The organism is Chryseobacterium potabilaquae (assembly GCF_902728265.1).
Taxonomy (GTDB): Bacteria; Bacteroidota; Bacteroidia; order Flavobacteriales; family Weeksellaceae; genus Chryseobacterium; species Chryseobacterium potabilaquae.
In genome coordinates this window covers 16,157-39,992 of the sequence record NZ_CACVBR010000020.1, presented here as the reverse complement: position 1 = coordinate 39,992, position 23,836 = coordinate 16,157, and the positions used below count along the sequence as shown (strand labels likewise).

Sequence of the window (23,836 nt, the reverse complement as noted above, 5' to 3'; positions counted from 1 at the left end):
TTTGAAAAGGCAAAACTATAAACAACAAATTGCAAAAACTTGTAAAAATGGAACATTACAAATTAAGATTGCAAGTGCCAAAATATATCTTCTTGTCCTAAAACAGTTCCTTTATTGAAAAAAGATTTTGGGGAATTTTCCGTAAGATTTTTATAGATTTTGTTGAAATGTGATTGGTCGTTGAAATTAAATTCGTAGGCAAGTTCCGTGAAATTGCTTTCAGAATTTTCAAAAAGTTTTTTGTTCATTGTTTGTCTGAAAAGAACAATTTCGTGGAATTTTTTGATGGAGACTCCTAAATGTAATTGAAAAATTCGGTTTAAATGTTGTCGGCTTATTCCGATTTGGTTAGAAATCTCTGCAACCGAAAAATCTTCGTAATGATTGAAAATATATTGCAAAGATTTTTCAAGAATGGCGTTTTCAAATTTCTTAAATCTCTTTTCTAAAAAGCTGTCCAATAAATTTGTGAGATTATTTGTTTCTGTTGTTGAGAAAATTTCCTTTAGTTCGTTTTGAGTAAAAAACTCGTAATCTGTGATATAATATGAAAAATCTAAATTTTCGTAAAATTGTTGGATCCCTAAAGGATGAAGCACAATGACCATTCTGTGAACTTTTCCTTCTTGTTTTACATTGAGAACTTTCTCCCGAAGTGGTGTAAAAATTTGAAAAGGTTTTGCCGTTTCTTCAAATTTCATTTCTCCGTTTTTCAATCGGATATGAGATTTGTAAAGCGAAATTGTATTGTTGAAATGCGGGAAACACTGAAATTCGTTGATTGCATTATTTGGTTTAATGTCCAAATAATAATAGTCAACGTGTTTTTTGACGATTGAATTTTTCGGCTTAAATGTTTCAAAGATTTCTATCATTCTTCACTCAGTACATTGATAATTTGCTATAATTACAAAAATACAAAAAAACAATGCTTATCAACACTGGCTTTCTTTAATCTCTTTATTGTTTTCCAAGTTGTGAAACAAAAGACCGTTCAATTCCCTTAAATTTATGCGATACCTTTTGCATATCCTTACCAACTTTCTCGTTGAGTATCTTGGCATAAATCTGGGTTATGGCAATGTTCTTATTCCCCAACATCATACTCAAACTCTCTAACGGAACATCCTAGCTTAAAAGCAGAGTGGCAAACGTATGACGGCCAAATGAAAGGTTACTTTTTTCTCTTTAAGACAGTCTCTTTAGGCTATCATTACAGACTGTATTTGAGGGGACAGGAAAAACCCTCTCGTCCTTTGAAAATCCTATATATTTTTCGATAATCATTTTGGGAATATCCAGTTGAATGTTACAAGCTGTTCTAACTCATTCCGCAACAAATAATCTCTGCCTTTGTCCTTTTTGATATTCTTGTATCGCTAAAGACACATCGGAGTAACCGTATTTTGTAAGGGCAAAATTGGGAAGATGTCTTAATAATTTTTTATACTTACTTCGTGTTCCATTTACCCGAAGTCCACTATTGACCTTTCATTGTTTTTTCTGCTTTTTTCCCGCATTACCAAAAAATAAAAAAGTGGCTGTAAAGCATTTATTTACAGCCGTTTTGCCTATTTTTAATCTTTGATGTGTTTTTACTGAAAATTTATTTTAAATTAAAATTATTATCACAAATCAACAATTTGATATTTTTTTTGCTCTAAATTTGTTTTAAGGATAAAGAATAGTCATCCTATTTATATCAAAAATAAATTATTAATAACAATTAACCAGCAAAGAAATGAGTACAATCAAATTAAAAGATGGAACTGAAATTTATTACAAAGATTGGGGAACAGGACAACCAATTTTTTTTCACCACGGATGGCCACTATCAAGTGATGATTGGGACGCTCAAATGTTTTTCTTCTTAGAGCAAGGATATAGAGTAATAGCCCATGATAGAAGAGGTCACGGTAGATCTGAACAAACACCATATGGACATGATATGGATACTTATGCATCAGATGTCGCTGAAGTGGTTGACACGCTTGGTCTACAAAATGTAATCCACGTTGGACATTCTACAGGAGGCGGAGAAGTCATTCGATATGTTGCGAAGCATGGAAAAGGAAAAGTAGCAAAAGCTGTCTTAATAAGCGCTGTTACTCCCATTATGGTTCAAAACGCAAATAATCCTAATGGTGTTCCTATTTCAGTATTCAATGATATTCGAAACAATACAGCTAAGCACAGACAACAGTTTTTTATCGATATTACATTTCCTTTTTACGGATACAATAGAGAAGGGGCTCATATTTCTGAAGGAATTCAAAGAAACTGGTGGAGACAAGGCATGAATGGATCCATTAAAGCCCATTATGATTGTATAAAAGCATTCTCTGAAACTGATTTCACAAATGATTTGAAGAATGTGGATATTCCGGTTTTGGTAATGCATGGTGAAGATGATCAGATTGTCCCTTTTGAAACCACAGGAAAAGTAGCCGTAACTTTATTATCCAATGGAAAATTAATCTCTTATCCCGGCTTCCCTCACGGAATGCCTACTACAGAAGCAGAAACAATTAATAAAGATCTTCTAGAGTTCTTTAGATCATAAAGTATACTCTTAATAAAAGCTACAAATAATGATCTTTTGTAGCTTTTAGTTAAAGAAGTACCTAAGATCATTTTCACCCTCTCCTTCTTTATTACAATACGTGAAAAATCCTTTTGAGTATCACTTTTTTTTCGTACTTTTGCCAACTATTATTCCTAGAATAATTTTTAGGAAAACAATTATAGATATTGATAACAAAACAATAAAAAAGCAAAACAATGCCAAAATTAAAAACGAAATCAGGTGCTAAGAAACGTTTTGCTCTTACTGGTTCTGGTAAGATCAAAAGAAAAAACGCTTTCAAAAGCCACATTTTAACTAAGAAAGAAACTAAGCAAAAGAGAAATCTTACGCAAACTTCTTATGTTGCTTCTGTGGATGAGAAAAGTGTTAAGCGTCAATTAGCAATTAAGTAGTTTTTATAAATCTATATTCGGTTTATAAGAATTAAAAAAATTCAAAATTTTAACCCTGAAACGGAGCCACTAAGTGCAATATTATTTGCCGCCCTTTTCAAAAAAACAATTAAATTATGCCAAGATCAGTAAATGCCGTAGCTTCAAGAGCACGCAGAAAGAAAATTTTTAAGCAAGCTAAAGGTTATTTCGGAAGAAGAAAGAACGTTTGGACAGTAGCTAAAAACGCGGTAGAAAAAGCAATGCAATATGCTTACCGTGGTAGAAAAGAGAAAAAGAGAAATTTCAGAGCCCTTTGGATCACTCGTATCAACGCAGGAACTAGAGAGCACGGAATGTCTTACTCTCAATTTATGGGAGCTCTTAAAAAGAACAACGTAGAGCTTAATAGAAAAGTTTTAGCAGATTTAGCAATGAATCACCCTGAAGCTTTCAAAGCAGTTGTAGATCAAGTAAAATAATGTAAAATTTTTGTTATCAATATATCCCGAGTTTTTTTGCTCGGGATTTTTTTATTATTACATTTGTTCAAAATTACAATAATTAATCACTATATTTTGAAAAATGAAAAAACTAACTACCAGCTTATTCACAGTATTTGCTCTCTATAATAGCATGGAAGCACAATCATTTATCCAGGCCTATCAAGATAGAGCAAACCAAGTAACTCAATCAAACATCACTACCTATTTACAACAGTTTCAGAACCTAGGTGTGAAAACAACAGGATCATCCAATAATGTTGCAACTCGCAACTGGATAAAAAACAAATATTTATCGTACGGATATTCCTCTAGCCAAATACAAGAAGATTCTTTCAATATTGGAAGTGTAAGTTCTAAAAATTTAATTATTACTAAAACCGGCACCGTTTATCCTGATAAATATGTTATTATTTGCGGGCATTTTGATAGCATCTATGGACCTGGTGTAAGTGATAACGGTAGCGGAACCTCAATCATAATGGAAGCAGCAAGAATCTTAAGAAATGTCCCTACAGAATATTCTATTAAATTTATTCATTTTTCAGGAGAAGAACAAGGTCTTTATGGAAGTAAGCACTATGTAAATAATGTAGCCTATCAGAATGGGGTTAGAAAACTAGATATCAAATTAGTCTTCAATATTGACCAAGTCGGAGGAGAACTAGGTAATAATAATACCGTTATTTTCTGTGATCAAGATATGGGAAGCCCATCAAGTAATAATGCTGCTTCACAAGCTGTTACACAACAATTAGCGACCTGTACTACTTTATACTCTCCACTTCAGACAGATATTGATCCTGCCTATGCCTCAGACTACATGCCATTTGAAGATAAAGGAGAAGTTATCACAGGGTTTTATGAATATACCAGAAGCTATAATGAGCATTCTTCAAGTGATACTTTTGCGAATATAGATCCTGTATATGTATATAATGTTGGAAAAGCAACGGTTGGAGCATTACAACATTTCGCAGTGGCTTTAGAAAACAATATGCTTGATACAAAAGAGGAATCCACTCAAAACTCATTGGAAAATATAAAGATTTATCCTAATCCAGTAAAAGATTTACTTAATATTGAGTTACCTCACAAAGTAAATGATTTTACCTTTGAAATTACAGATTTATTAGGTCATTCATTAATAAAAGAAAAAAATGTCACCCAAATTAACACTTCAAAATTAATAAACGGGGCTTATATTGGTATCCTAAAATCCAATGACCAAACCATCGTAAGAAAAATCTTAATTGAAAAATAGTTTGTGTATTAAAAACTAGTAATTTACCCTATTTGTATACAAATAGGGTAAATTTTTATGCATAATTATCAATTATTTAGTTCTATCAACTAAAATTTTCTCAATATCTTGCAATTTTAATTCCTTCATTTTGAGTAAAATCAAAAAATGGTAAAGCAGATCAGCCGCTTCATTTTGGAATAAAAGAGAATCATTATCTTTAGATTCTATAACCAGTTCTACGGCCTCCTCTCCTACTTTTTGCGCCACTTTATTAATTCCTTTTTGATAAAGAGAATAGCTGTAAGAATCGGCTGATTTTTGATCGATCCGATATGCAATCTTATCCTCAAGTTCATACAAAAATCCTTTATTGTTTTTTGCTCCAAAGCAACTAAAACTACCGGTATGACAAACCGAATTTGTTGGAACAGCCTGTATTAAAATTGTATCCTGATCGCAATCTATTTGTATATCTTTTATCTTTAGAAAGTTCCCCGATTCTTCACCTTTTGTCCAAAGCCTATTTTTTGATCGACTAAAAAATGTCACAATCCCTTCATTCTTTGTTTTTTCAAAAGCCTCTTGGTTCATATATCCTAACATTAAAACTTGTAATGTCCTATCATCTTGAATGATTACAGGAACAAGGCCATCCCCTTTATCAAAGTTTATATTCATCTTATTGCTATTTTTTGTGATTTTAACTGTTTTTTTAATTCTTGAATTTGTATTTCTCCAAAATGAAAAATACTGGCTGCAAGAGCCCCAGTAGCTAATGTTTCCTTGAAAACTTTACTGAAATCCTCAACACTTCCTGCTCCACCCGATGCAATAATGGGAATATTTACCTGTCTTGAAACCTGATCTGTTATTCTAATATCAAATCCGGCTTTCGTTCCATCTCCATCCATTGAGGTAAGTAATATTTCTCCCGCACCTCTCCTTTCTACCTCTTGAGTCCAATCCAATGCCCTAAGCTTAGTAATTTCTTTCCCGCCTTTAATATGTACCCAATCAAAATGATCAACATATTTCGTATCGATAGCAACCACCACGCATTGGCTTCCAAACTCTTTAGCCAAATCTGTTATTAATGTTGGATTTTTTACCGCGGAAGTATTAATACTTACTTTATCAGCTCCGGCTTCCAAAAGCTTTCGTACATCATCAATAGTCGAAATTCCTCCTCCTACTGTAAACGGAATACTTAGTTCTCGGGCAATGTCTTTCACGAGTTTCACAAATGTCTTCCTTTTTTCGATAGTTGCTGTAATATCAAGAAAAACTAATTCATCGGCGCCTTCTAGCTCATATTTTTTTGCTAGTTCAATAGGGTTTCCTGCATTCCTCAGATCTTTAAAATTAACTCCCTTTACAGTCAATCCATCTTTTATATCCAAGCAAGGAATAATTCTTTTTTTAAGCATTTTCAATAAAATTCTGAAGTTGTTTTAATGTTATTTTCCCTTCGTAAATAGCCTTACCAATAATAGTTGCCGAGCATCCTATTTCTTTCATCTGATCAATATCTTCCATAACTGAAATCCCTCCACTGGCGGTAAGTTCGATACTTGTTTTATCCAATATTTCTTTATATAAATCTAATGATGGTCCTTTTAGCATTCCATCCTTAGAAATATCAGTACAAATTACATTTTTTATTCCTCTATTTTTATATTGAAGAATAAAATCAATAACATCATTCTCACTGTCCTCCAACCATCCTGAAGTCTTTATATTTTTATTTTCACAGTCTGCACCCAGAATAATTTTTTCATTTCCATATTGGTTGATAAGATCGTAACAAAATTGAGGATTTTGTACCGCGATACTTCCTATCGTAATTTGATTGGCTCCAGAATTAAAAGCAACTTCAATATCTGATTGAGATTTTAATCCTCCTCCAAAATCAATTTTCAAAGAGGTTTCTCTTGCAATGGTCTCCAACACTTTATGATTTACTATATGTTTGGATTTTGCACCATCCAAATCAACTAAATGAAGATATTGTATCCCATAATCTTCAAAACTTTTAGCTACTTCTAAGGGATTTTCATTATATACCTTTTTTGTATTATAATCACCTTTAGAAAGACGAACACATTTACCGTCAATGATATCAATAGCAGGAATTATTCTCATTCTATAGTTTTAAAAAGTTTCTTAATAAATTATTACCTATTTTTCCTGACTTTTCAGGATGAAATTGCATCGCATAAAAATTATCTTTTTGTAATGTGGCGCTGAATGGCAAAATATAGTCACAAACAGAAGTCGTCTCTGTTGAAACTTCACAATAATAGCTATGTACAAAATAAAGGGTATCATCCTCTTCCATATCCGAAAATAGTGGAGACTTGAATCCCGAAATTGAATTCCATCCCATATGTGGAACTAAGTTACCAGAAGGGAACTTCTTTACATTAATATCAAAAATCCCTAATCCTACAGTTCCTCCTTCTTCATTATTTTTACACATCAGTTGCATTCCCAAACAAATTCCTAAAACAGGTTGTTTTAATTGAGGAATTATTTGATCTAATCCTTTTTCTTTTAATACCTTCATCGTTGAAGAAGCTTCTCCAACCCCTGGAAATATGACTTTATCAGCTCTTTGAATCAAGTTTGGATCATCTGTAATGATAGAGTCTACCCCTAGCCTATTTAAAGCATTTTGGACTGAGCTTACATTTCCTCCGTTATATTTTATTATAGCAATCATTTTTATAAACTTCCTTTGGTTGACGGTAAATTAAAATCTTTGTCCACTTGGTTTACAGCCATTTTTATCGCTTTCGCAAATGCTTTAAAAATAGATTCAATTTTATGGTGCTCATTAGATCCTTCTGCTTTTATATTGAGATTAGCACCCGACGTATCGGTAAAAGATTTAAAGAAATGATAAAACATTTCGGTGGGAACATCTCCAATTTTTTCTCTTTTAAAATCAACATCCCAGATAAGCCAAGGTCTTCCTCCAAAATCTATCGCAACCTGAGCTAAGCAATCATCCATTGGTAATAAAAAGCCATATCTTTCAATCCCTTTTTTCTTTCCTAAAGCTTTTAAAATAGCTTGTCCTAAAACAATTGCCGTATCTTCAATAGTATGATGTTCATCAACATAAAGGTCTCCTTTTACCGTAATTTTTAGATCTAAATTTCCATGTCTTGAAATCTGTTCAAGCATATGATCAAAAAAATGTAATCCTGTAGAAATTTTAGATTTTCCTTTTCCATCGAGATTGATTTCTACTTCTATATAGGTTTCATTTGTTTGCCTAACAACCTTTGCCGTTCTTGGAATTTGTTTTAAAAATGCATAAATATCTGCCCATTCTGTTGTTGTTAACACCGCATTATCATTTTGAAGATTATTGATAAAGATAGCCTGTGAACCCATATTTTGCGCCAACTGAATATCTGTTATTCGATCTCCTATTACAAAAGAGTTCTGTAAGTCATACTCACCATAGATATATTGGCCCAGCATTCCGATACCTGGTTTTCTATTAGGTGATTTTTCATCCTCAAAACTTTTATCAATAAGAATATCACTAAATACAATCCCTTCATTTTCAAAACATTTTAACATTTTCTCATGAGGTTTTATAAAATCATCATAAGGAAAACTTTCCGTTCCCAAACCATCCTGATTGGTTACCATCACTAATTCATAATCTAACTCCTTTGCTATTTTTGATAAACTTTGGAAAACCTTAGGATAAAATTCCAATTTTTCCAGAGAGTCCACTTGAAAATCAATTGGAGGCTCTATAATCAATGTTCCATCACGATCAATAAATAATACTTTTTTCATACATCTATATTTTTAAGAAGAGTAATCAGTTTTGTGTTTTGTTGTCTATTTCCAATATTTATTCTAATACAATTTTTGATCCCCGGAAATCTTTTACTTGTTAAAATCTCATTATATAAAAGATTTTGGTAGACTTTTTCAGCATTTTTACATTCTATTAAAAAGAAATTGGACTGTGTAGGAAATATTTTCTTAATGCATAGGATATTCTGAAATTGTTTTTCCAGCCAGCTTCTTTCTTTTATAATATATTCTACCTGCTTTTCAAATTCTTCAAGATTATCCAGCTTTTGTAAGGCAAGTTTTTGACTTAATGAATTTACATTATAAGGAGCTTTAACAGTATTAATCAGATTAATGATATACTCCGAAGCAAATGCACTTCCTACTCTTGCTCCTGCCATTCCCCAAGCTTTTGAAAAAGTTTGGAGAACAATAAGATTAGGATATCTTTTAAGAAGTTCAATGCTTGACTGTTGATTTGAAAACTCAATATAGGCTTCATCAACTACTACTATTCCATCAAAGTTTTGGATATAAAATTCAATATCATCTATTGTGTTTCCCGTAGGGTTATTAGGAGAACATAGAAAAAATACTTTGGATTGAGAGTCCTTTGCTACTCTTAAAAAATCTTCTTTAAGAATTTCGAAATCTTCATTGAGTTCAAGTTTTACGACCTTATTTTCATTAATAGAAGCATAAAATGCATACATTGCAAATGATGGATCCATCATAAGTATGGAGTCTTTTTTAGGTTCACAAAAGATTTTAATAATTAAATCAATTAATTCATCACTTCCATTACCTATGGCCACTTGACTGGGTTTTACATTTTTAATATCGGCCAACTTATTTTTCAATTCCATCTGTGTTGAATCCGGATATCGGTTATACTCTCCAAATGGACTTTCATTAGCATCCAGTAAAATAGGAGCATTAAATTGATTTTGATCTCTAAAGCTAATATAGGGTTGTAGTTCTAATATATTATTACGAACCAGTTGATTAATATTCATTACATTTATTTTTTTATCATTGATGACTTAATTCTTACTGAAACGGCATTTTTGTGTGCAATGAGGCCTTCCGCTTCTGCCATTACCTCAATGGTCTTTCCAATGTTTTGTATTCCTTCTTTAGTAATCTCCTGAAATGTAATTTTTTTGATAAAACTATCTAAGGAAACACCACTATAATTTTTAGCAAATCCATTAGTAGGAAGGGTATGATTAGTTCCACTGGCATAATCTCCTGCACTTTCACAAGAATAGTTACCTAAGAAAACAGAACCCGCATTTTGAATAAATGGAATATATTTTTCGAAATTTTCTATTGCTACAATAAGGTGTTCAGGGGCATACAAATTACTGAATTCAAAAGCTTTATTAATATCATCTAGTAAAATAAAGTGACTACTATTTAATGAATTACTTGCAAATTCATTTCTTGGTAATACATCCAGTTGTCTATTAACTTCCTTGATTGTTTCATTAAAAATATCCAAATTATTGGCTATAAAAATAACCTGACTATCACTTCCATGCTCAGCTTGTGAAAGTAGATCCGCTGCACAAAATTCAGGAATAGCTTTTTCATCAGCAATAACAAGCACTTCACTAGGTCCTGCCGGCATATCAATAGCAACTCCAAACTGTTGGGCATACTCTTTGGCCATAGTTACAAATTGATTTCCCGGACCAAAAATCTTATTTACTTTAGGAACACTTTCTGTCCCAAAAGTCATGGCTGCAATAGCTTGTGCACCCCCAGTTTTAAAAATTTTGGTAACTCCACAAAGTTGTGCTGTATATAGAATTGCAGGATTAATATTTCCATTTTTATCGGGAGGAGAACATACTATAATTTCCTTACATCCCGCTATTTGAGCCGGAATAGCCAGCATTAAAACAGTAGAAAAAAGAGGAGCTGTCCCCCCAGGAATATAAATTCCCACTTTTTCAATGGCTCTACTTTCCCTCCAACACACTACTCCTTTTTGAGTCTCAATTTTCCTTATTTCTTCTTTTTGAGAGGCATGAAATGTTGTAATATTCTCTTTTGCTTCCTGAATGGCATATTTTAACTCATCATTAATAGAGTTGCAAGCTTTTTCAATTTCAATTTGAGAAATGGCTAGATCATCAATGAATGCGGAATCAAATTTTTGATTGAAGTCACATAGGGCACTATCCCCTTTTTTGCTCACCTCGGAAAAAATATCTACGATAACTTTCGTAATTTCATCTCTTTTTAAAGCAGGACGTTCTATCAATTCACTCCAGCTTTCTTCATTTGGGTTTATACTTATCTTCATATTAAATAACCATTTTATCAATTGGAATTATCAAAATATCTTGGGCTCCTTTTTCTTTAAGCTGATCAATCACATCCCAAAAACTTTCTTCATTAATAACAGAATGAATACTACTCCATCCTTTTTCGGCCAATGGAATAATAGTAGGACTTTTCAATACGGGAAGGATTTTTGAAACTTCCAAAATTTTATTATTGGGAACATTCATTAGGATATATTTAGAATTTTTGGCTTTTAAAACAGCATTTATTCTGAATAAAAACTTGTCTAATATGAGCTGTTTTTCTTCATTCAAATTGAATGTTTTTGCCAACACTGCTTCAGATGTAAGTAAGGTTATCGTTTCTCGCAGTCCATTTTTAAATAAGGTACTTCCAGAGCTTACGATATCACAAATCCCATCTGCCAAACCAATATTGGGGGCTATTTCCACAGAACCGGAAATAACATGAATATCTGCAGTAATATTATTCTTTTCTAAGTATTTTTTAAGCGTATTAGGATAAGAAGTTGCAATCTTCTTTCCTTGAAAATAATCAAGTGAATTGGTCTCAATTTCCTTAGGAACTGCTAGAGAAACGCGACATTTGGAAAAACCAAGCTTTTGAATCACATCGATATTTTTTCCTTTTTCCATTAAAAGGTTCTCACCTACAACGGCAATGTCTACAACTCCATCTTCAAGATATTGGGGAATATCCGAATTCCTTAAATACATAATCTCCATAGGAAAATTATCTACCAACACTTTTAACTGATCTTTGCCGTTATTAATAAAAATCCCACAATCTTTTAAAAGTTGTAAAGAATCCTCATAAAGTCGACCACTTTTTTGAATTGCTATTTTTAATTTACTCATTTGATATTTTTTTATATCTGAGTAAATAATAAGGTAATGGTAAGTTTTCTGGAAAAAAGGAAACAAAAAAACCGTCTATTTACTCAGACGGTTTTTAATTATTTTGATTTTTAACATATATACATATCAATCATTCCCGTCTTAACAGAAGTGATGATAATGATGTAATGTTAAAAAATTCTGATTCATCTTTTTTGTAATTGAATGGCAAATATAAGACTTATTTTTGACATACCAACATTTTTTTATAAAATATTTCTATAAAGATTCATTAATTGCTCTGCAATAGGTTGATCATTAAATTTCTGAACAAACTCAAATCCCTTATCAGCACGGCGTTTTCTTTCAGATTCATTATCCCATAAAAATTGTATTTTAGATTGAATATCTAAGTAATTTGTAGGATCAACATACATCGAGTCTTTTCCTCCTGCTTCAGGCAAACAGCTTGTATTACTTGTGATTACCACCGTCTTGGAAAACAAAGCTTCGATAACAGGAATTCCGAATCCTTCAAAAAAACTGGGATAAATAAAAATATCTGCCAACCGATAGATAACAGCAAGCTCTTCCATTGAAACTCCTTCAAGAAAAGATATCTGCTTTTCTAATTTATTTTTCCTAATAAAGCTTTCAATCTTTTTAAAATATGAGGTTTTTCTTCCCACCACAACCAAAGGGATCGTTGTTCCTTTAATGGCTTTAATACTATTTATGAGATTTTTCCGATCTTCAATCGTTCCAACATTTAAAATAAAACGGTCAGGGAGATTGAATTTCTCTTTGGTTTGTTGAATCAATAACTCCGAAGATTCTTCTTTAAAAGATTGATGACAACCTTGATAAATAACCTCTATCTTATTTTCAGAAACTTTTAAATAATGGATAATATCTTTTTTCGTTTGTTCTGAAATTGCAATAATTCGATCTGCTGTTTTGGCAGCTCTCTTAAATTTCCAAAAATGGATCTTTCTATCAAAAAAAGAATAATATTGAGGATATCGTAAAAAGATTAAATCATGAATAGTAACTACTTTTTTTATCTCTTTTTTATCCCATTTCAAAGGAAGTTCTCCAGATAATCCATGGAAAATATCTGCACCTTGCTTTTGGGCATCTTTTCCTAAATTAAGCTGTCTCGACATTATTCCAGGAGAGGTTTTAATAAACGTAACATTAGGACAGTTTAAAATATCCTTACCTCTATCAGATTTATTTTTATTAAGCAGTATATATTCATTTTCCGAAAAATAGGTTGACAAAATCCTTACAAGATCTCTAGAGTAGTTTCCTAATCCGGAAGTATTATGAAAAAAACGTTTTGCATCATATGCTATTTTCATGATTCTATCTTCTTTTGAAATTCCTGAAAAGTCCCAAAACTATATCCTTTCTTGGTAAGCCATTCAACGAATTCATCAAATCTTTCCACCATATCTTTTCCTGAATTTTTCACAGTAAAGCCTGGTAATTTAAAAGCCTCGTCCTTGATATCAGCAAATTCCCAAGGGTGAAAATAAATATTCAAATATTTATCTTTTTTCAAAGTATCTAGGGCTATTTTTTTGTAAAAAGATAAGGGGAAATTGTGAAAACTTAACCAAAATAAGGGAATTCTAAAATTGGGAGAAACGGAAGCCGGAATCTGAATCACATTTCCTTCGCTAAAATAGGTTCTTGAAACTTTCAGATTATTATATCTTCCGGGCAAATAAGTTGGGTTAATTGATGAATTGTATACATAGCCTGCATTTTCTACCGCATTGTTACTTACCTGCATCATCCGAGGCATTCTTAAGCCCGTAATTGTTGTTGAAAATAATTCTTCTAATTTCTCCTTAGACTCCTTCAGATGCTTTTCTTCAAAATCTGAATGAAACCAAGTATGAGATGCCAATTCATGGCCTTCTTTTAGTAGTCTTTCAATAAGACTCCTACTATGTTCAGCAAACACTACAGTGGAAAAAAAAGTAGCTTTTACACCATATTTTTTTAGAATATCAAGTATTTTTTGCAAACCTTCTTGCGAAATGGAGATTTGTTTCTCAAAAGAAATTTCGCCTTTGTACTCTAGTGGCATATCAAATTCTTCGATATCAAAACTTAATAAAACCATTTTAAAAATTTTTATTTTTTATAATATAATTAGGTCTTTCTTTCACTTGTTTGAAAACTTTACCTAAATAAATACCCATAATTCCCAACATAATCAACTGCAATCCTCCAAAGAAAACAATAGTCATAATTAAGGATGCCCAACCTGAAATTTCTGTTTTAGCAATAATGGAATGAATGACATATATTCCATACCCTATCACAGAAAAGACGGAAAATAAAAACCCTAAATAGGCTGCAATATAAAGAGGTTTTACACTAAATGCACTGATTCCTGTAAAGGCAAAAGTGATCATTTTTTTTAGATCATAACTACTTTGTCCAGAAGCTCTTTCACTTGCTGTAAAATTGATTCCTGTTTGTTTAAAACCGGTCCAACTCGTTAAACCTCTTAAAAATAAATCATCTTCATTAAACTTTCTCATTACTTCAACTACATTACTATCTAAAAGTCTGAAATCAGATCCTCCTCCTTGGGTAAGATTAACGTCAGAAAGCCTTGATAATATTTTATAAAAGAGATCAGATGTCTTTCTTTTAAATAATGAAATTTGCTTTGGATAGGCTCTCATTGTGAAAACAACATCATATCCTTCTTCCCATTTTTCTATCATTTTTGGAATAAGCTCCGGTGGATGTTGAAGATCTCCATCCATAGATATCACCGCGTTTCCATGAGCATTGTCCATTCCAGCCTTTACAGCAGGTTGATGTCCAAAATTCCTTGAAAATTCAATAAATTTTACTTTATCACAGTGTTGAGAAAGTTCTTCTAATTTCTGTTGTGTATTGTCTCGGCTACCATCGTTTACAAATATAATTTCAAAATCATATTTACGCAAACCATCAAAAACTTCTTTGATTTTTTGATAAATCAAAGCAACGTTTCCTTCTTCGTTATAAGCAGGAATTACAATAGAAATTTTTTTCATAATTATTAATTCAGACTATAATCCTTTTCAAAATCTTGAGTTAAAAGCTCATAGCTTATTCTCAGCCAAATCACAATGCAAGGTACGGCTTTCAAGGAATATTTAATGATATAATTCTCTTTTACAAATTTTGGGAATAAATCCGAAGTCGAAAAACAAGTGAAAATAATTACAAAAATTAGCAATCCTAGAATGAACGGTGTTCTTTCTTTTTGAAGGAAAAACCAGATCAAAACTCCTACTACTGCAATGATGTAAGTTGGTGATTCTGAACTTGAACTGAATAATACTAAAAATAATAACGTAGAAGCCAAAATCATTAATTGAAAAGCATAATGCTTATATTGTTTAATTCTAATATAGGGCAAAGCAAATAGAGGTAAACCAACCCCTAAAAATACCCAATTTGAAATAGAAGGATCTCCTAAAATTCTTCTGAAAAATCCCATCAATGATATATCCTGCATATTTCCCAATACTTGATTTTCATCATTCTTTTCAACAATAGAATGGAACCAATCTGAGTAACTCTGAACCACAAATTGCGGACTGGAATATACCATAGGAATAAAAAAAAACAGTATGAAAATTACAATTCCTGAAAGAATAAACTTAATCTTATTTTTGATAAAAAAGAATTGCGTAAGACCAACAATTCCATAGATTTTCACAAAAACACCTACTAAAATTGCAGTAACAGATTTTATTTCTTTTTTTTCGTAAATATAAATTGTTGATAATACTAAAAGTCCTGTGAGTGCAATATTAAACTGTAAACTTAACGCGGCTGTTATATATTCCTGTACACACAGTAAAGCAAATATCGCTTTTTTTGAGTCAGAAAACGGTAATTTATAAATCCCGTAAATAAAGATAAAAGTATTTGCTATATTCCATAAGGAAATTCCCAACCAATCAGGCATGATAGCAAACGGAGCAATTAATATACTAAAAAAAACACCGTAATGATTTAAATCAAAATAGAGATCAGGATAATGAATAAATAAGTTTTTCTGATTGATGGTATTAAAAAATACATTTTTAAAAATCAGATAATTATTAATAGCATAATCTCCTCTACAATACTTCGAGATTGCAGTAATAACTGATATAATAAGATAAATCCCAAATATATATTTAGGATTTAATAGTATTTTAAGAAATTTTTCTTTCAAAATGGTGTAGTATTAAAAAAAATAAACTTTATACCGATACATTATTATCTCTCAATGCATCGTTAAGAGAAGTTTTCTTATCTGTAGATTCTTTTCTTTGACCAATAATCAATGCACAAGGGACCTGATACTCTCCGGCAGGGTATTGCTTTGTATAACTTCCTGGAATTACTACTGAACGTGCGGGAACTCTACCTTTTATTTCTATAGGCTCTTTACCTGTTACGTCAATAATTTTTGTAGAGGCTGTTAATACTACATTTGCTCCTAATACGGCTTCTTTTTCTACATGCACTCCTTCTACTACGATACATCTTGAGCCGACGAAACAATCATCTTCAATAATTACCGGAGCTGCCTGTAATGGCTCTAATACACCTCCAATACCAACACCTCCACTCAAATGTACATTTTTACCAATTTGCGCACAGCTTCCTACTGTAGCCCATGTATCAACCATCGTTCCCGAATCTACATATGCTCCAATATTCACATAAGAAGGCATCATAATTACACCTGAAGCCACAAAAGCTCCTTCTCTTGCTATAGCATGTGGTACAACGCGTACTCCTTTCTCAGCATAATTTCTTTTTAAAGGAATTTTATCATGAAACTCAAATGGACCTACTTCAATAGTTTCCATTTTTTGTATCGGAAAATACATAACTACTGCTTTCTTCACCCATTCATTTACTTGCCATCCATCTGTTGTAGGTTCAGCAACACGAAGTTCTCCGGAATCTAACAAAGAAATAACGTCTCTTATAGCTTTTTTGCTCTCCTCATTTTGCAATAATTCTCTATTTTCCCAAATATTTTCAATAGTTTGTTGTAACGACATGTTTTTAATTTAAATTGATAATTTTATGCCCTCAAATATACAAAAAGTTCAGCGAAATATTTTTCAACATAATGATTTAAATCTAATGTTGATGGCTTTTTTGATCAAAATTTCCTTATAAATATCCCCTCCTTGTAGTAGAATATTAATTTTTTATTCATTATTAACATAAAAAAAATTGATTTGTAAAAAATCAACAACTATAGTTTAAGGTGAGTATTAATCCATTTAAAGACCAAGATACTTTACAGGACCCTTTGGGCATGAAGGTAAGCTTTGTTCCAATATTTTTCATTAAGTGAAGAAATCATTACTCCTTTGGATGTAGAGGCATGAATAAATTTTATTTCTCCATTACTGCCAATATCATGAACAATTCCTACGTGAGAAACCCTACTGCCTCCTGCCGTAGCAAAAAACAACAGATCTCCAGGTTTGACTTCTTTTATATCTATTTTTTTTCCTGTAGCGGCTTGATCTAAAGATCTCCGGGGTAATTGGTAGTCATTTTCCTGAAAAACCTTTACCGTAAATCCTGAACAATCAAAACCTGAAGAAGTATTGCCTCCAAATTTATAAGGTGTTCCTATATATTTCTCAGCATCTTTTAAAATATCACTCATTGATTTTGATACCCTACCATCAAAATTAGATTCAAGTATTCTAAGATTTTCAGATTTTGCAACTGTTTTAGTTCCTGTATTCTTCCTTGAAGAAACATTTTCTGTACTTCCACATGATATCATAAATAAAGATGTGGCCAATACCAAAGACAGTTGCTTTACTTTTATTTTCTTATTCAATACCCTCATTTTCATATCGGTTTGATTTTTCCAATAACTAATTATACACAAATATACATTTTATATTTAAATTATATATTTATTATACTACAACTATATTATAAATATATGTTAAATTTTTATTTTCAGTTATTTATTAATATCTTTGATCATATTTGATTGTATGGCAACTTACGAAAGTTTAATAAAGCTTAAAGGCACAGTAGGAGATCTTGTTTTTTATGAACTCAATGGGAAAAATGTGGTTCGAAAAAAAAGTGGCTTTAATAAAAAAGCCTTTAAAAAAAATCCTTCTTATGAAAAAGTAAGACAAAATAGTTCGGAATTTGGGCATTGTTCAAAAGTGGGTAAAATAATAAGGCAAGCTTTAAGTAAATATATTAAAGAAGCTAAAGATCCCCTACTCTATCAACGGTTTACAAAACTAATGACACAAATTAAAGACTTAGATACAATATCCAATAGAGGGAAAAGAACGGTAAAAAACGGATTAACAACAGAGGTAGGAAAGGAACTGTTAAGAAATTTCAACTTTGGAAATATTCCTAATGATAAAATATCCTTTATCCAAAAAAATCAGCTCGAAACAAGTACCTTTCAGTATGATTATATCATTATCTTAACTTTAAAAATTGATTTTGAACATTATCTTTCTGAAGTTCATGAAGAAAGATTGGCTTCTGATAAAAACCCTCAACTGTCTTTTCAAAACCATTTTAAAGAAGAAGATTTTCTCCTTTATTTTGTTGTTTTAGAAAAAAATGGGGAAATTAAAAGCATAGGGTTTATTTAATAGAATGTTAAAAGATATCTTTGGTATAAAAGAAAATAATTAAGTATTCAAATGGAAGTAATTTATTAATGATTTATATATTAAAAAAATTCCCCCTCATTAGAAACTCTCCAAATGGTTTTAAAAAAAAACAAAAAAAGACTGCCTTTCGATGACAGCCTCTATAATTTGAGAATATTGTTTTACTTATTTTTTCCCCCACTCCATGTTCCAGATCGCTCAGGATTAGGAACTGAGTTTAGCCAATTTCCATTTGCCTTTTTCTCTTTCGACAAATTACCTTGGAAATTGCCCTTCGAAGGCCAACCCACGACACCTGTTAAGTTTCCTGATCCATTTAGATTTCCTGAAATGGTATAGTTTTCTTGATTGACGTCAGAATGCATAGTTCCGGTGACCTTTCCATCATTCGCAACTACAAAATTCCAAACTCCTTTATCATTACCTTCATATGTTCCAGACCAAGTACCAATAAAATCATTAATTGTATCTTCATCAGAACTACAGCCAATGAATGAAAAAGCTGTTAATAAAAGTAATAAAAGTTTCTTCATAGTTTTTATAATAGTTTTCTAATCCTTTACTTGTGGAGAATACGGGGATCGAACCCGTCACCTTTAGACTGCCAGTCTAACGCTCTAGCCAGATGAGCTAATTCCCCATTCCTTTTTAATTGCTGCACGCAAATATAATGTTTTATACATATCTATAAAATTTTTTTTTCATTTCTTTTGCATTTTTACACTTTTGTGGCCTATAATGAGGTTTTTTAAAATTATAAAAACGTATTATCGAAGTAAATGGACACTATTCTATATTCTATTATAACAAATGAAGGATGCTCCAAAAGCACCCTTCATTTATTTGAAAATTTGATTTTTAAATAAATAAATTACTTCCATCCACCACCTAAAGCTTGATATAGCTCGATAGCAGCTTTCATTTTACTATATTCAGCATTGGCAATATTCAATTCTGCATTTAATGAGTTTACACTCGCATTCAATACTTCAAGATAATTAGCCATACCGTAATTAACAAGTTCTTGAGAATAATCAACCGATTTCTTATAGGCATCAAGTTCTTTTTGTTTAAGATCTATATAAGAATCCTGAACAGAAAATACCCTTATCGCATCCGATACTTCTTTTCCTGCTGTAAGAACCGTTTTTCGAAAGTTTAAGTAGGCTGTTTCCTTATTGGCTAAACTCACTTCATAATTTGTTTTAATTTGTCTTTTATTTAATAGGGGCTGTGCTAACCCTGTAACCACGTTCGCAAAAAGAGAATTAACATTAAATAAATGATCAATATCAACAGATTGAAGCCCTCCACTTCCAGTAAGTTTTAATGTAGGATAAAATTGAGCCTTCGCAGCATTAGTCAATTCAAAGGCATTCATTAAATTATATTCTGCCCGCATCACATCTGGACGATTAGCTAATAATTGTGCCGGATATCCTAATTCTAAATTGATTGGAAGTTTTTGGTTTTCTAGCGTGGATCTCTCAATTGAATGAGATGGTTCCCCCATTAATAAGCTCATTGTATTTTCCAATAATTGAATTTGCGTATCAATATCAATTAGTAAAGATTTTGCATTAAAAACAAGCGCTTCACTTTGTTGTACAGCAACCTCAGTAACGGTTCCTGATGTTTTCAAAGCCTTAGTTGTTTCGAGATTTTTTTCTCGAACAATAATCGTTTCATTGATGATCCTTTTTTGCGCATCATATGTCAACAGTTGATAATAAGCTGAAGCAATAGAAGCAATCAAATCACTTTTAACGACTTTATGCGCTGCTACTGTTCCAAGATAAGACGCCAACTGAGCTTTTTCCTGGGATTTCATTTTCCCCCATATATCAGCCTCCCAACCAATATTAGCAGTAAGATCAAATTGATTTACATATCGTCTTTCCCCAATAATTTGACCAAACTGTGTATTAATAGACTGTGTTTGGAATGTATAATTAGGACCAATAGAAACGGTAGGTTGATAAGCCGCTTTACTTTGCTTTAAATAAGCTTCTGCGGAAGTTATACTTTGTAATGCAATTCTTATATCTAAATTATTTTCTAATGCCTTGGAAATATCCCCTTGTAATATGGGATCTGTGAAAATTTCTTTCCAGGAAACATTCGCAATATTAGTACTGTCAGAAGGAAGCATATCGGTTCGAAAAAGCTTCTCATCAACAATATTTTTCGGTCTCTCATATTCTTTTCTTGCCATACAAGATGATATAGCTCCTAATATGATTACTGAAAAAGTAACTCCTTTTATAATGTTTAATATACTCTTCATTAGTGAAATCTTAAAGATTTTTATTCTGCTAAGTTGATGTCTTCCTTTTTAATTGGCTTAACCTTTTCTTGTAATGTTTCAAAAATGACATACAATACAGGAATTACTAAAAGACCAAGAATGGTTCCGATCAATAATCCAATCGCCGCTCCCGTAGCAATGGATCGGTTCCCAACCGCTCCAATTCCGTTGGCTAAAACCAATGGTAATAAACCAAAGATAAATGCAAATGAGGTCATTAAAATAGGTCTTAATCTAGCTTTTGCAGCATTAATAGCAGACATTACTATCGTTTCCCCATGATGTCTTCTTTGGACCGCAAACTCTACAATCAAAATGGCATTTTTAGCCAATAATCCAACCAACATAATCAAAGCAATCTGAAAATAAATATTATTTTCTAAGCCCATAATCTTTTGACCAAAATAAGCTCCCATAACCCCTAAAGGTAGAGAGATAACCACAATTAATGGAAGAATGTAACTTTCATATTGTGCTGAAAGTATGAAATACACAAAAATTAAACTTAATGCAAAAATTAAGATTGTCTGAGATCCGGATGCAAGTTCTTCTCTTGACAATCCTGTAAATTCTACAGAATAATTTTGATTTAAAGTTTCATCAGCCACCTTTTGTACAGCAGCAATAGCATCCCCGGAACTATACCCCTGAGAGTTACCTCCCGTAATTTTTACAGAAGTAAATAAATTATAACGGCTTACAGACTGAGGTCCATAGGCTTTTTCAAGCGAAACAAATTGAGAAATTGGAGACATAATTCCAGAACCTGTTCTTACATACAATTCGTTAAGGTTTTCTATTTTTTCTCTATTTTCCGGAAGTGCTTGTACCATGACTCTGAATTGTTTACCATATTTCGTAAAATCCGCAGTATAGATCCCTCCAATATATCCTTGCATAGTGGCTAAGATATCACTTACAGAAACCCCTAATTGCTTTGCTAATGGCACATTAATATTCATTTGATACTGTGGATATTTGGTATTGAATGATGTTTGAGCAAATTCAATCTCAGGCTGTTGCATCAACTTCCCAATAAATTCATTGGTCTTAGCATCTAATTCAGCATACTCTCCTCCTGATTTATCCAATAGCACCATTTCAAAACCCGCACTATTTCCAAAACCAGGCACGCTAGGAGGTTGAAAAAATACAATTTTAGCATCAGGAACAGCTCCTGATATCCCAAATAATTTTTTGGTAATATCCTCTGAGGTCTGTCCACCATCTTTACGATCGTCAAATGGTTTTAGTTTAATGAAAGCTAGTCCATTATTACTTCCGTTTCCGGATAAAAATCCCCGACCTGTAGAAATTGTAACATTTTGAATTCCGGGAATTTTTAAAGCATTTGCCTGAAGGGTTTTCAAAGCATTATAAGTTCTCTCCATAGAAGCTCCTGGAGGTAACTGAACATCAGTAAAAATAATACCCCTATCTTCAGTAGGAACAAATCCTTTTTTCATAGAAGTACTTGCCCAATACAAAATTCCTCCTGTAATAGCAAAAATAATGAGTGTAACCCATTTATGTCTCAAAAGAAATACAAATCCTCTTCCATATCTTTCTGTTGCTGTTTTAAAAGCTATATTAAATTTATAGAAAAACTTACGAACGAAGTTCATATTTTTATATTCTTCATGGTGTTCTGCATGAGGTTTTAAAAATAAAGAACATAAAACAGGACTTAGAGTTAGTGCATTAATCGCAGAAATGACAATTGCCACGATGAGTGTAATACCAAATTGTTGATAAAATACCCCCGTTGGCCCGGTTATAAATGTTACAGGAATAAATACAGAGGCCATTACTAAAGTAATTGAAATAATCGCTCCCGTAATCTCATCCATTGCCTCTACCGTAGCTTTTTTTGCATCTGAAATACCATGTTCCATCTTTGCATGGACAGCTTCCACAACAACAATTGCATCATCCACCACAATACCAATGGCAAGAACTAATGCAAATAATGTTAAAAGATTTAATGAATATCCAAATAGATTCAAGAAAAAGAATGCTCCTACAATGGATACCGGAACTGCAATTGCCGGAATTAGGGTAGACCTAAAATCTTGCAGAAAAATATATACCACTATAAATACCAAAATAAATGCTTCAATCAAGGTATGAATTACTTTTTCGATGGAAGCGTCTAGAAACTCATTGGTATCAAAATTAAAAGTATATTTAATTCCTTTAGGAAAAGTATTTTCAGCAGACTTTAGATACGTTTTAATGTTTTTAATAATCTCTTGAGCATTGGAACCTGGTGTTTGGAAAATTCCCATACTGATAGAAGGGTTATTTCCATTCTCTCCTATTCCTGTATAAGATTGACCTGCCAATTCCACTTTAGCTACATCTTTTAGCATCAGGTTTTGTCCATCTCCAAGAGATTTAATGATAATATTATCATATTGCTCTTTCTCATTAAATTTTCCAACATATTTAATGATATATTCAAATGAACTTCCACTATTCTGTCCTATAGAACCCGCAGCAGCTTCCCTACTCTGTTCATTAATGGCATTCGTAACATCAGTCGGAGTTACACTATATGCTGCCATTTTAGCAGGATCCAACCATATTCTCATAGAATAATTTTTCCCTCCAAATACATTAGCATCTCCTACCCCATTGATCCTTTTCAAATTCGGAATAATGTTAATATTGAGAAAGTTTTGGAGAAAGACATCATCTAGATCCTTATTTTCAGAATAGAAAGACATATACATCAAAGCACTTGTTTGTTGTTTTTGCGTCACAACGCCCGAACGAGTTACTTCAGCAGGAAGCAAAGGAGTTGCTCTCGCAACACGATTTTGTACATTCACCGCAGCAATATCTGGATCAATCCCCTGCTTAAAAAACACCTGAATTTGTGCTGAACCATCATTCCCAGCAGTAGATGTAATATAGTCCATACCTTCTACTCCATTGATCTGCTCTTCCAAAGGAACCACCACACTTTTCATTACCGTTTCTGCATTAGCCCCTGTATAGTTTGTACTTACACTTACAGTAGGAGGTGCAATATCCGGATATTGGGTAACCGGCAAGGAAACAAGCCCCAAAATACCGAGAATAACAATCAAAATTGATATTACAGTCGATAAAACCGGTCTATTTATAAAATTTTTAATCAT

Annotated in this window: 23 protein-coding genes and 1 tRNA gene; 5 read left to right on the top strand and 19 right to left on the bottom strand. The window is 32.2% G+C overall.

The features are described 5' to 3' along the window. Positions 1-62: 62 nt before the first annotated feature. On the bottom strand, positions 63-701 hold the full coding sequence (locus tag CHRY9293_RS11455; protein ID WP_228455518.1) for a helix-turn-helix domain-containing protein: 639 nt from the start codon (positions 699-701) through the stop codon (positions 63-65). A gap of 1,040 nt (positions 702-1,741) precedes the next feature. Between CHRY9293_RS11455 and CHRY9293_RS11445 the strand changes: the two genes are divergently transcribed. The 4 genes from CHRY9293_RS11445 to CHRY9293_RS11430 all read left to right on the top strand — a co-directional run bounded on the left by CHRY9293_RS11445 (position 1,742) and on the right by CHRY9293_RS11430 (position 4,725). After that, complete coding sequence (locus tag CHRY9293_RS11445) at positions 1,742-2,563, top strand: alpha/beta fold hydrolase (protein WP_162033100.1); 822 nt, start codon at positions 1,742-1,744, stop codon at positions 2,561-2,563. Positions 2,564-2,781: 218 nt separating this feature from the next. Further along, positions 2,782-2,979, top strand: coding sequence for a 50S ribosomal protein L35 (gene rpmI, locus CHRY9293_RS11440; protein WP_090000921.1), 198 nt, complete (start codon positions 2,782-2,784; stop codon positions 2,977-2,979). A gap of 116 nt (positions 2,980-3,095) precedes the next feature. Next, positions 3,096-3,440: a 50S ribosomal protein L20 gene (gene rplT / locus CHRY9293_RS11435; protein ID WP_122547227.1), complete on the top strand. Its 345-nt coding sequence runs from the start codon at positions 3,096-3,098 to the stop codon at positions 3,438-3,440. A gap of 103 nt (positions 3,441-3,543) precedes the next feature. Continuing rightward, entirely contained in the window at positions 3,544-4,725 is a 1,182-nt protein-coding gene (locus CHRY9293_RS11430; protein WP_162033099.1) for a M20/M25/M40 family metallo-hydrolase, read from the top strand. A 72-nt stretch (positions 4,726-4,797) separates the two neighbouring features. Here the strand turns inward: CHRY9293_RS11430 and hisIE are convergent, their stop codons facing one another. The 14 genes from hisIE to CHRY9293_RS11360 all read right to left on the bottom strand — a co-directional run bounded on the left by hisIE (position 4,798) and on the right by CHRY9293_RS11360 (position 17,577). Further along, positions 4,798-5,385: a bifunctional phosphoribosyl-AMP cyclohydrolase/phosphoribosyl-ATP diphosphatase HisIE gene (hisIE, locus tag CHRY9293_RS11425; RefSeq protein ID WP_162033098.1), complete on the bottom strand. Its 588-nt coding sequence runs from the start codon at positions 5,383-5,385 to the stop codon at positions 4,798-4,800. Then, positions 5,382-6,134, bottom strand: a complete 753-nt coding sequence (gene hisF, locus CHRY9293_RS11420) for an imidazole glycerol phosphate synthase subunit HisF (protein ID WP_162033097.1) — start codon at positions 6,132-6,134, stop codon at positions 5,382-5,384. Before hisF ends, hisIE begins: the two co-directional genes overlap by 4 nt. Continuing rightward, entirely contained in the window at positions 6,127-6,849 is a 723-nt protein-coding gene (gene hisA / locus CHRY9293_RS11415) for a 1-(5-phosphoribosyl)-5-[(5-phosphoribosylamino)methylideneamino]imidazole-4-carboxamide isomerase (RefSeq protein WP_162033096.1), read from the bottom strand. Before hisA ends, hisF begins: the two co-directional genes overlap by 8 nt. A gap of 1 nt (position 6,850) precedes the next feature. Then, complete coding sequence (hisH, locus tag CHRY9293_RS11410; RefSeq protein WP_162033095.1) at positions 6,851-7,429, bottom strand: imidazole glycerol phosphate synthase subunit HisH; 579 nt, start codon at positions 7,427-7,429, stop codon at positions 6,851-6,853. A gap of 2 nt (positions 7,430-7,431) precedes the next feature. Next, positions 7,432-8,526 (bottom strand): bifunctional histidinol-phosphatase/imidazoleglycerol-phosphate dehydratase HisB, encoded by a 1,095-nt coding sequence (gene hisB / locus CHRY9293_RS11405; RefSeq protein WP_162033094.1) that lies wholly within the window; start codon positions 8,524-8,526, stop codon positions 7,432-7,434. Beyond that, entirely contained in the window at positions 8,523-9,545 is a 1,023-nt protein-coding gene (gene hisC / locus CHRY9293_RS11400; RefSeq protein WP_162033093.1) for a histidinol-phosphate transaminase, read from the bottom strand. Before hisC ends, hisB begins: the two co-directional genes overlap by 4 nt. Positions 9,546-9,550: 5 nt before the next feature. Next, positions 9,551-10,843 carry a histidinol dehydrogenase gene (gene hisD / locus CHRY9293_RS11395; protein ID WP_162033092.1) on the bottom strand — a complete coding sequence of 431 codons (1,293 nt, stop codon included), beginning with the start codon at positions 10,841-10,843 and terminating at the stop codon, positions 9,551-9,553. 1 nt (position 10,844) lies between these two features. Further along, positions 10,845-11,702 carry an ATP phosphoribosyltransferase gene (hisG, locus tag CHRY9293_RS11390; RefSeq protein WP_162033091.1) on the bottom strand — a complete coding sequence of 286 codons (858 nt, stop codon included), beginning with the start codon at positions 11,700-11,702 and terminating at the stop codon, positions 10,845-10,847. A 245-nt stretch (positions 11,703-11,947) separates the two neighbouring features. Beyond that, positions 11,948-13,045, bottom strand: a complete 1,098-nt coding sequence (locus CHRY9293_RS11385) for a glycosyltransferase family 4 protein (RefSeq protein WP_162033090.1) — start codon at positions 13,043-13,045, stop codon at positions 11,948-11,950. After that, positions 13,042-13,818: a polysaccharide deacetylase family protein gene (locus CHRY9293_RS11380; RefSeq protein WP_162033089.1), complete on the bottom strand. Its 777-nt coding sequence runs from the start codon at positions 13,816-13,818 to the stop codon at positions 13,042-13,044. The genes CHRY9293_RS11385 and CHRY9293_RS11380 overlap by 4 nt, the downstream gene beginning before the upstream one ends. 1 nt (position 13,819) lies before the next feature. Then, positions 13,820-14,749, bottom strand: coding sequence for a glycosyltransferase family 2 protein (locus tag CHRY9293_RS11375; protein ID WP_162033088.1), 930 nt, complete (start codon positions 14,747-14,749; stop codon positions 13,820-13,822). A 5-nt stretch (positions 14,750-14,754) separates the two neighbouring features. Next, complete coding sequence (locus CHRY9293_RS11370) at positions 14,755-15,924, bottom strand: glycosyltransferase family 87 protein (RefSeq protein ID WP_162033087.1); 1,170 nt, start codon at positions 15,922-15,924, stop codon at positions 14,755-14,757. A 28-nt stretch (positions 15,925-15,952) separates the two neighbouring features. Next, positions 15,953-16,765 (bottom strand): 2,3,4,5-tetrahydropyridine-2,6-dicarboxylate N-succinyltransferase, encoded by an 813-nt coding sequence (locus CHRY9293_RS11365; RefSeq protein ID WP_162033086.1) that lies wholly within the window; start codon positions 16,763-16,765, stop codon positions 15,953-15,955. Between the two features lie 245 nt (positions 16,766-17,010). Further along, positions 17,011-17,577, bottom strand: coding sequence for a C40 family peptidase (locus CHRY9293_RS11360; RefSeq protein ID WP_228455520.1), 567 nt, complete (start codon positions 17,575-17,577; stop codon positions 17,011-17,013). Positions 17,578-17,731: 154 nt separating this feature from the next. Between CHRY9293_RS11360 and CHRY9293_RS11355 the strand changes: the two genes are divergently transcribed. Continuing rightward, positions 17,732-18,361 (top strand): hypothetical protein, encoded by a 630-nt coding sequence (locus CHRY9293_RS11355; RefSeq protein ID WP_162033084.1) that lies wholly within the window; start codon positions 17,732-17,734, stop codon positions 18,359-18,361. A gap of 182 nt (positions 18,362-18,543) precedes the next feature. On the opposite strand, the gene CHRY9293_RS11350 is transcribed toward CHRY9293_RS11355, so the two are convergent. From CHRY9293_RS11350 to CHRY9293_RS11335, 4 genes are all read right to left on the bottom strand, one after another. Next, complete coding sequence (locus CHRY9293_RS11350) at positions 18,544-18,915, bottom strand: hypothetical protein (protein WP_162033083.1); 372 nt, start codon at positions 18,913-18,915, stop codon at positions 18,544-18,546. Between the two features lie 33 nt (positions 18,916-18,948). Beyond that, positions 18,949-19,022, bottom strand: a tRNA-Ala gene (locus CHRY9293_RS11345). Between the two features lie 231 nt (positions 19,023-19,253). Next, positions 19,254-20,669, bottom strand: coding sequence for a TolC family protein (locus CHRY9293_RS11340; protein ID WP_162033082.1), 1,416 nt, complete (start codon positions 20,667-20,669; stop codon positions 19,254-19,256). Between the two features lie 20 nt (positions 20,670-20,689). Then, positions 20,690-23,836, bottom strand: coding sequence for an efflux RND transporter permease subunit (locus CHRY9293_RS11335; RefSeq protein WP_162033081.1), 3,147 nt, complete (start codon positions 23,834-23,836; stop codon positions 20,690-20,692).

Bases quoted from the DNA above. Each gene is read 5' to 3' on its own strand.
- CHRY9293_RS11455 (WP_228455518.1), bottom strand. From the start codon at position 701: ATGAAATTTGAAGAAACGGCAAAACCTTTTCAAATTTTTACACCACTT.
- CHRY9293_RS11445 (WP_162033100.1), top strand. From the start codon at position 1,742: ATGAGTACAATCAAATTAAAAGATGGAACTGAAATTTATTACAAAGAT.
- rpmI (WP_090000921.1), top strand. From the start codon at position 2,782: ATGCCAAAATTAAAAACGAAATCAGGTGCTAAGAAACGTTTTGCTCTT.
- rplT (WP_122547227.1), top strand. From the start codon at position 3,096: ATGCCAAGATCAGTAAATGCCGTAGCTTCAAGAGCACGCAGAAAGAAA.
- CHRY9293_RS11430 (WP_162033099.1), top strand. From the start codon at position 3,544: ATGAAAAAACTAACTACCAGCTTATTCACAGTATTTGCTCTCTATAAT.
- hisIE (WP_162033098.1), bottom strand. From the start codon at position 5,385: ATGAATATAAACTTTGATAAAGGGGATGGCCTTGTTCCTGTAATCATT.
- hisF (WP_162033097.1), bottom strand. From the start codon at position 6,134: ATGCTTAAAAAAAGAATTATTCCTTGCTTGGATATAAAAGATGGATTG.
- hisA (WP_162033096.1), bottom strand. From the start codon at position 6,849: ATGAGAATAATTCCTGCTATTGATATCATTGACGGTAAATGTGTTCGT.
- hisH (WP_162033095.1), bottom strand. From the start codon at position 7,429: ATGATTGCTATAATAAAATATAACGGAGGAAATGTAAGCTCAGTCCAA.
- hisB (WP_162033094.1), bottom strand. From the start codon at position 8,526: ATGAAAAAAGTATTATTTATTGATCGTGATGGAACATTGATTATAGAG.
- hisC (WP_162033093.1), bottom strand. From the start codon at position 9,545: ATGAATATTAATCAACTGGTTCGTAATAATATATTAGAACTACAACCC.
- hisD (WP_162033092.1), bottom strand. From the start codon at position 10,843: ATGAAGATAAGTATAAACCCAAATGAAGAAAGCTGGAGTGAATTGATA.
- hisG (WP_162033091.1), bottom strand. From the start codon at position 11,702: ATGAGTAAATTAAAAATAGCAATTCAAAAAAGTGGTCGACTTTATGAG.
- CHRY9293_RS11385 (WP_162033090.1), bottom strand. From the start codon at position 13,045: ATGAAAATAGCATATGATGCAAAACGTTTTTTTCATAATACTTCCGGA.
- CHRY9293_RS11380 (WP_162033089.1), bottom strand. From the start codon at position 13,818: ATGGTTTTATTAAGTTTTGATATCGAAGAATTTGATATGCCACTAGAG.
- CHRY9293_RS11375 (WP_162033088.1), bottom strand. From the start codon at position 14,749: ATGAAAAAAATTTCTATTGTAATTCCTGCTTATAACGAAGAAGGAAAC.
- CHRY9293_RS11365 (WP_162033086.1), bottom strand. From the start codon at position 16,765: ATGTCGTTACAACAAACTATTGAAAATATTTGGGAAAATAGAGAATTA.
- CHRY9293_RS11360 (WP_228455520.1), bottom strand. From the start codon at position 17,577: ATGAGGGTATTGAATAAGAAAATAAAAGTAAAGCAACTGTCTTTGGTA.
- CHRY9293_RS11355 (WP_162033084.1), top strand. From the start codon at position 17,732: ATGGCAACTTACGAAAGTTTAATAAAGCTTAAAGGCACAGTAGGAGAT.
- CHRY9293_RS11350 (WP_162033083.1), bottom strand. From the start codon at position 18,915: ATGAAGAAACTTTTATTACTTTTATTAACAGCTTTTTCATTCATTGGC.
- CHRY9293_RS11340 (WP_162033082.1), bottom strand. From the start codon at position 20,669: ATGAAGAGTATATTAAACATTATAAAAGGAGTTACTTTTTCAGTAATC.
- CHRY9293_RS11335 (WP_162033081.1), bottom strand. From the start codon at position 23,836: ATGATTAAAAATTTTATAAATAGACCGGTTTTATCGACTGTAATATCA.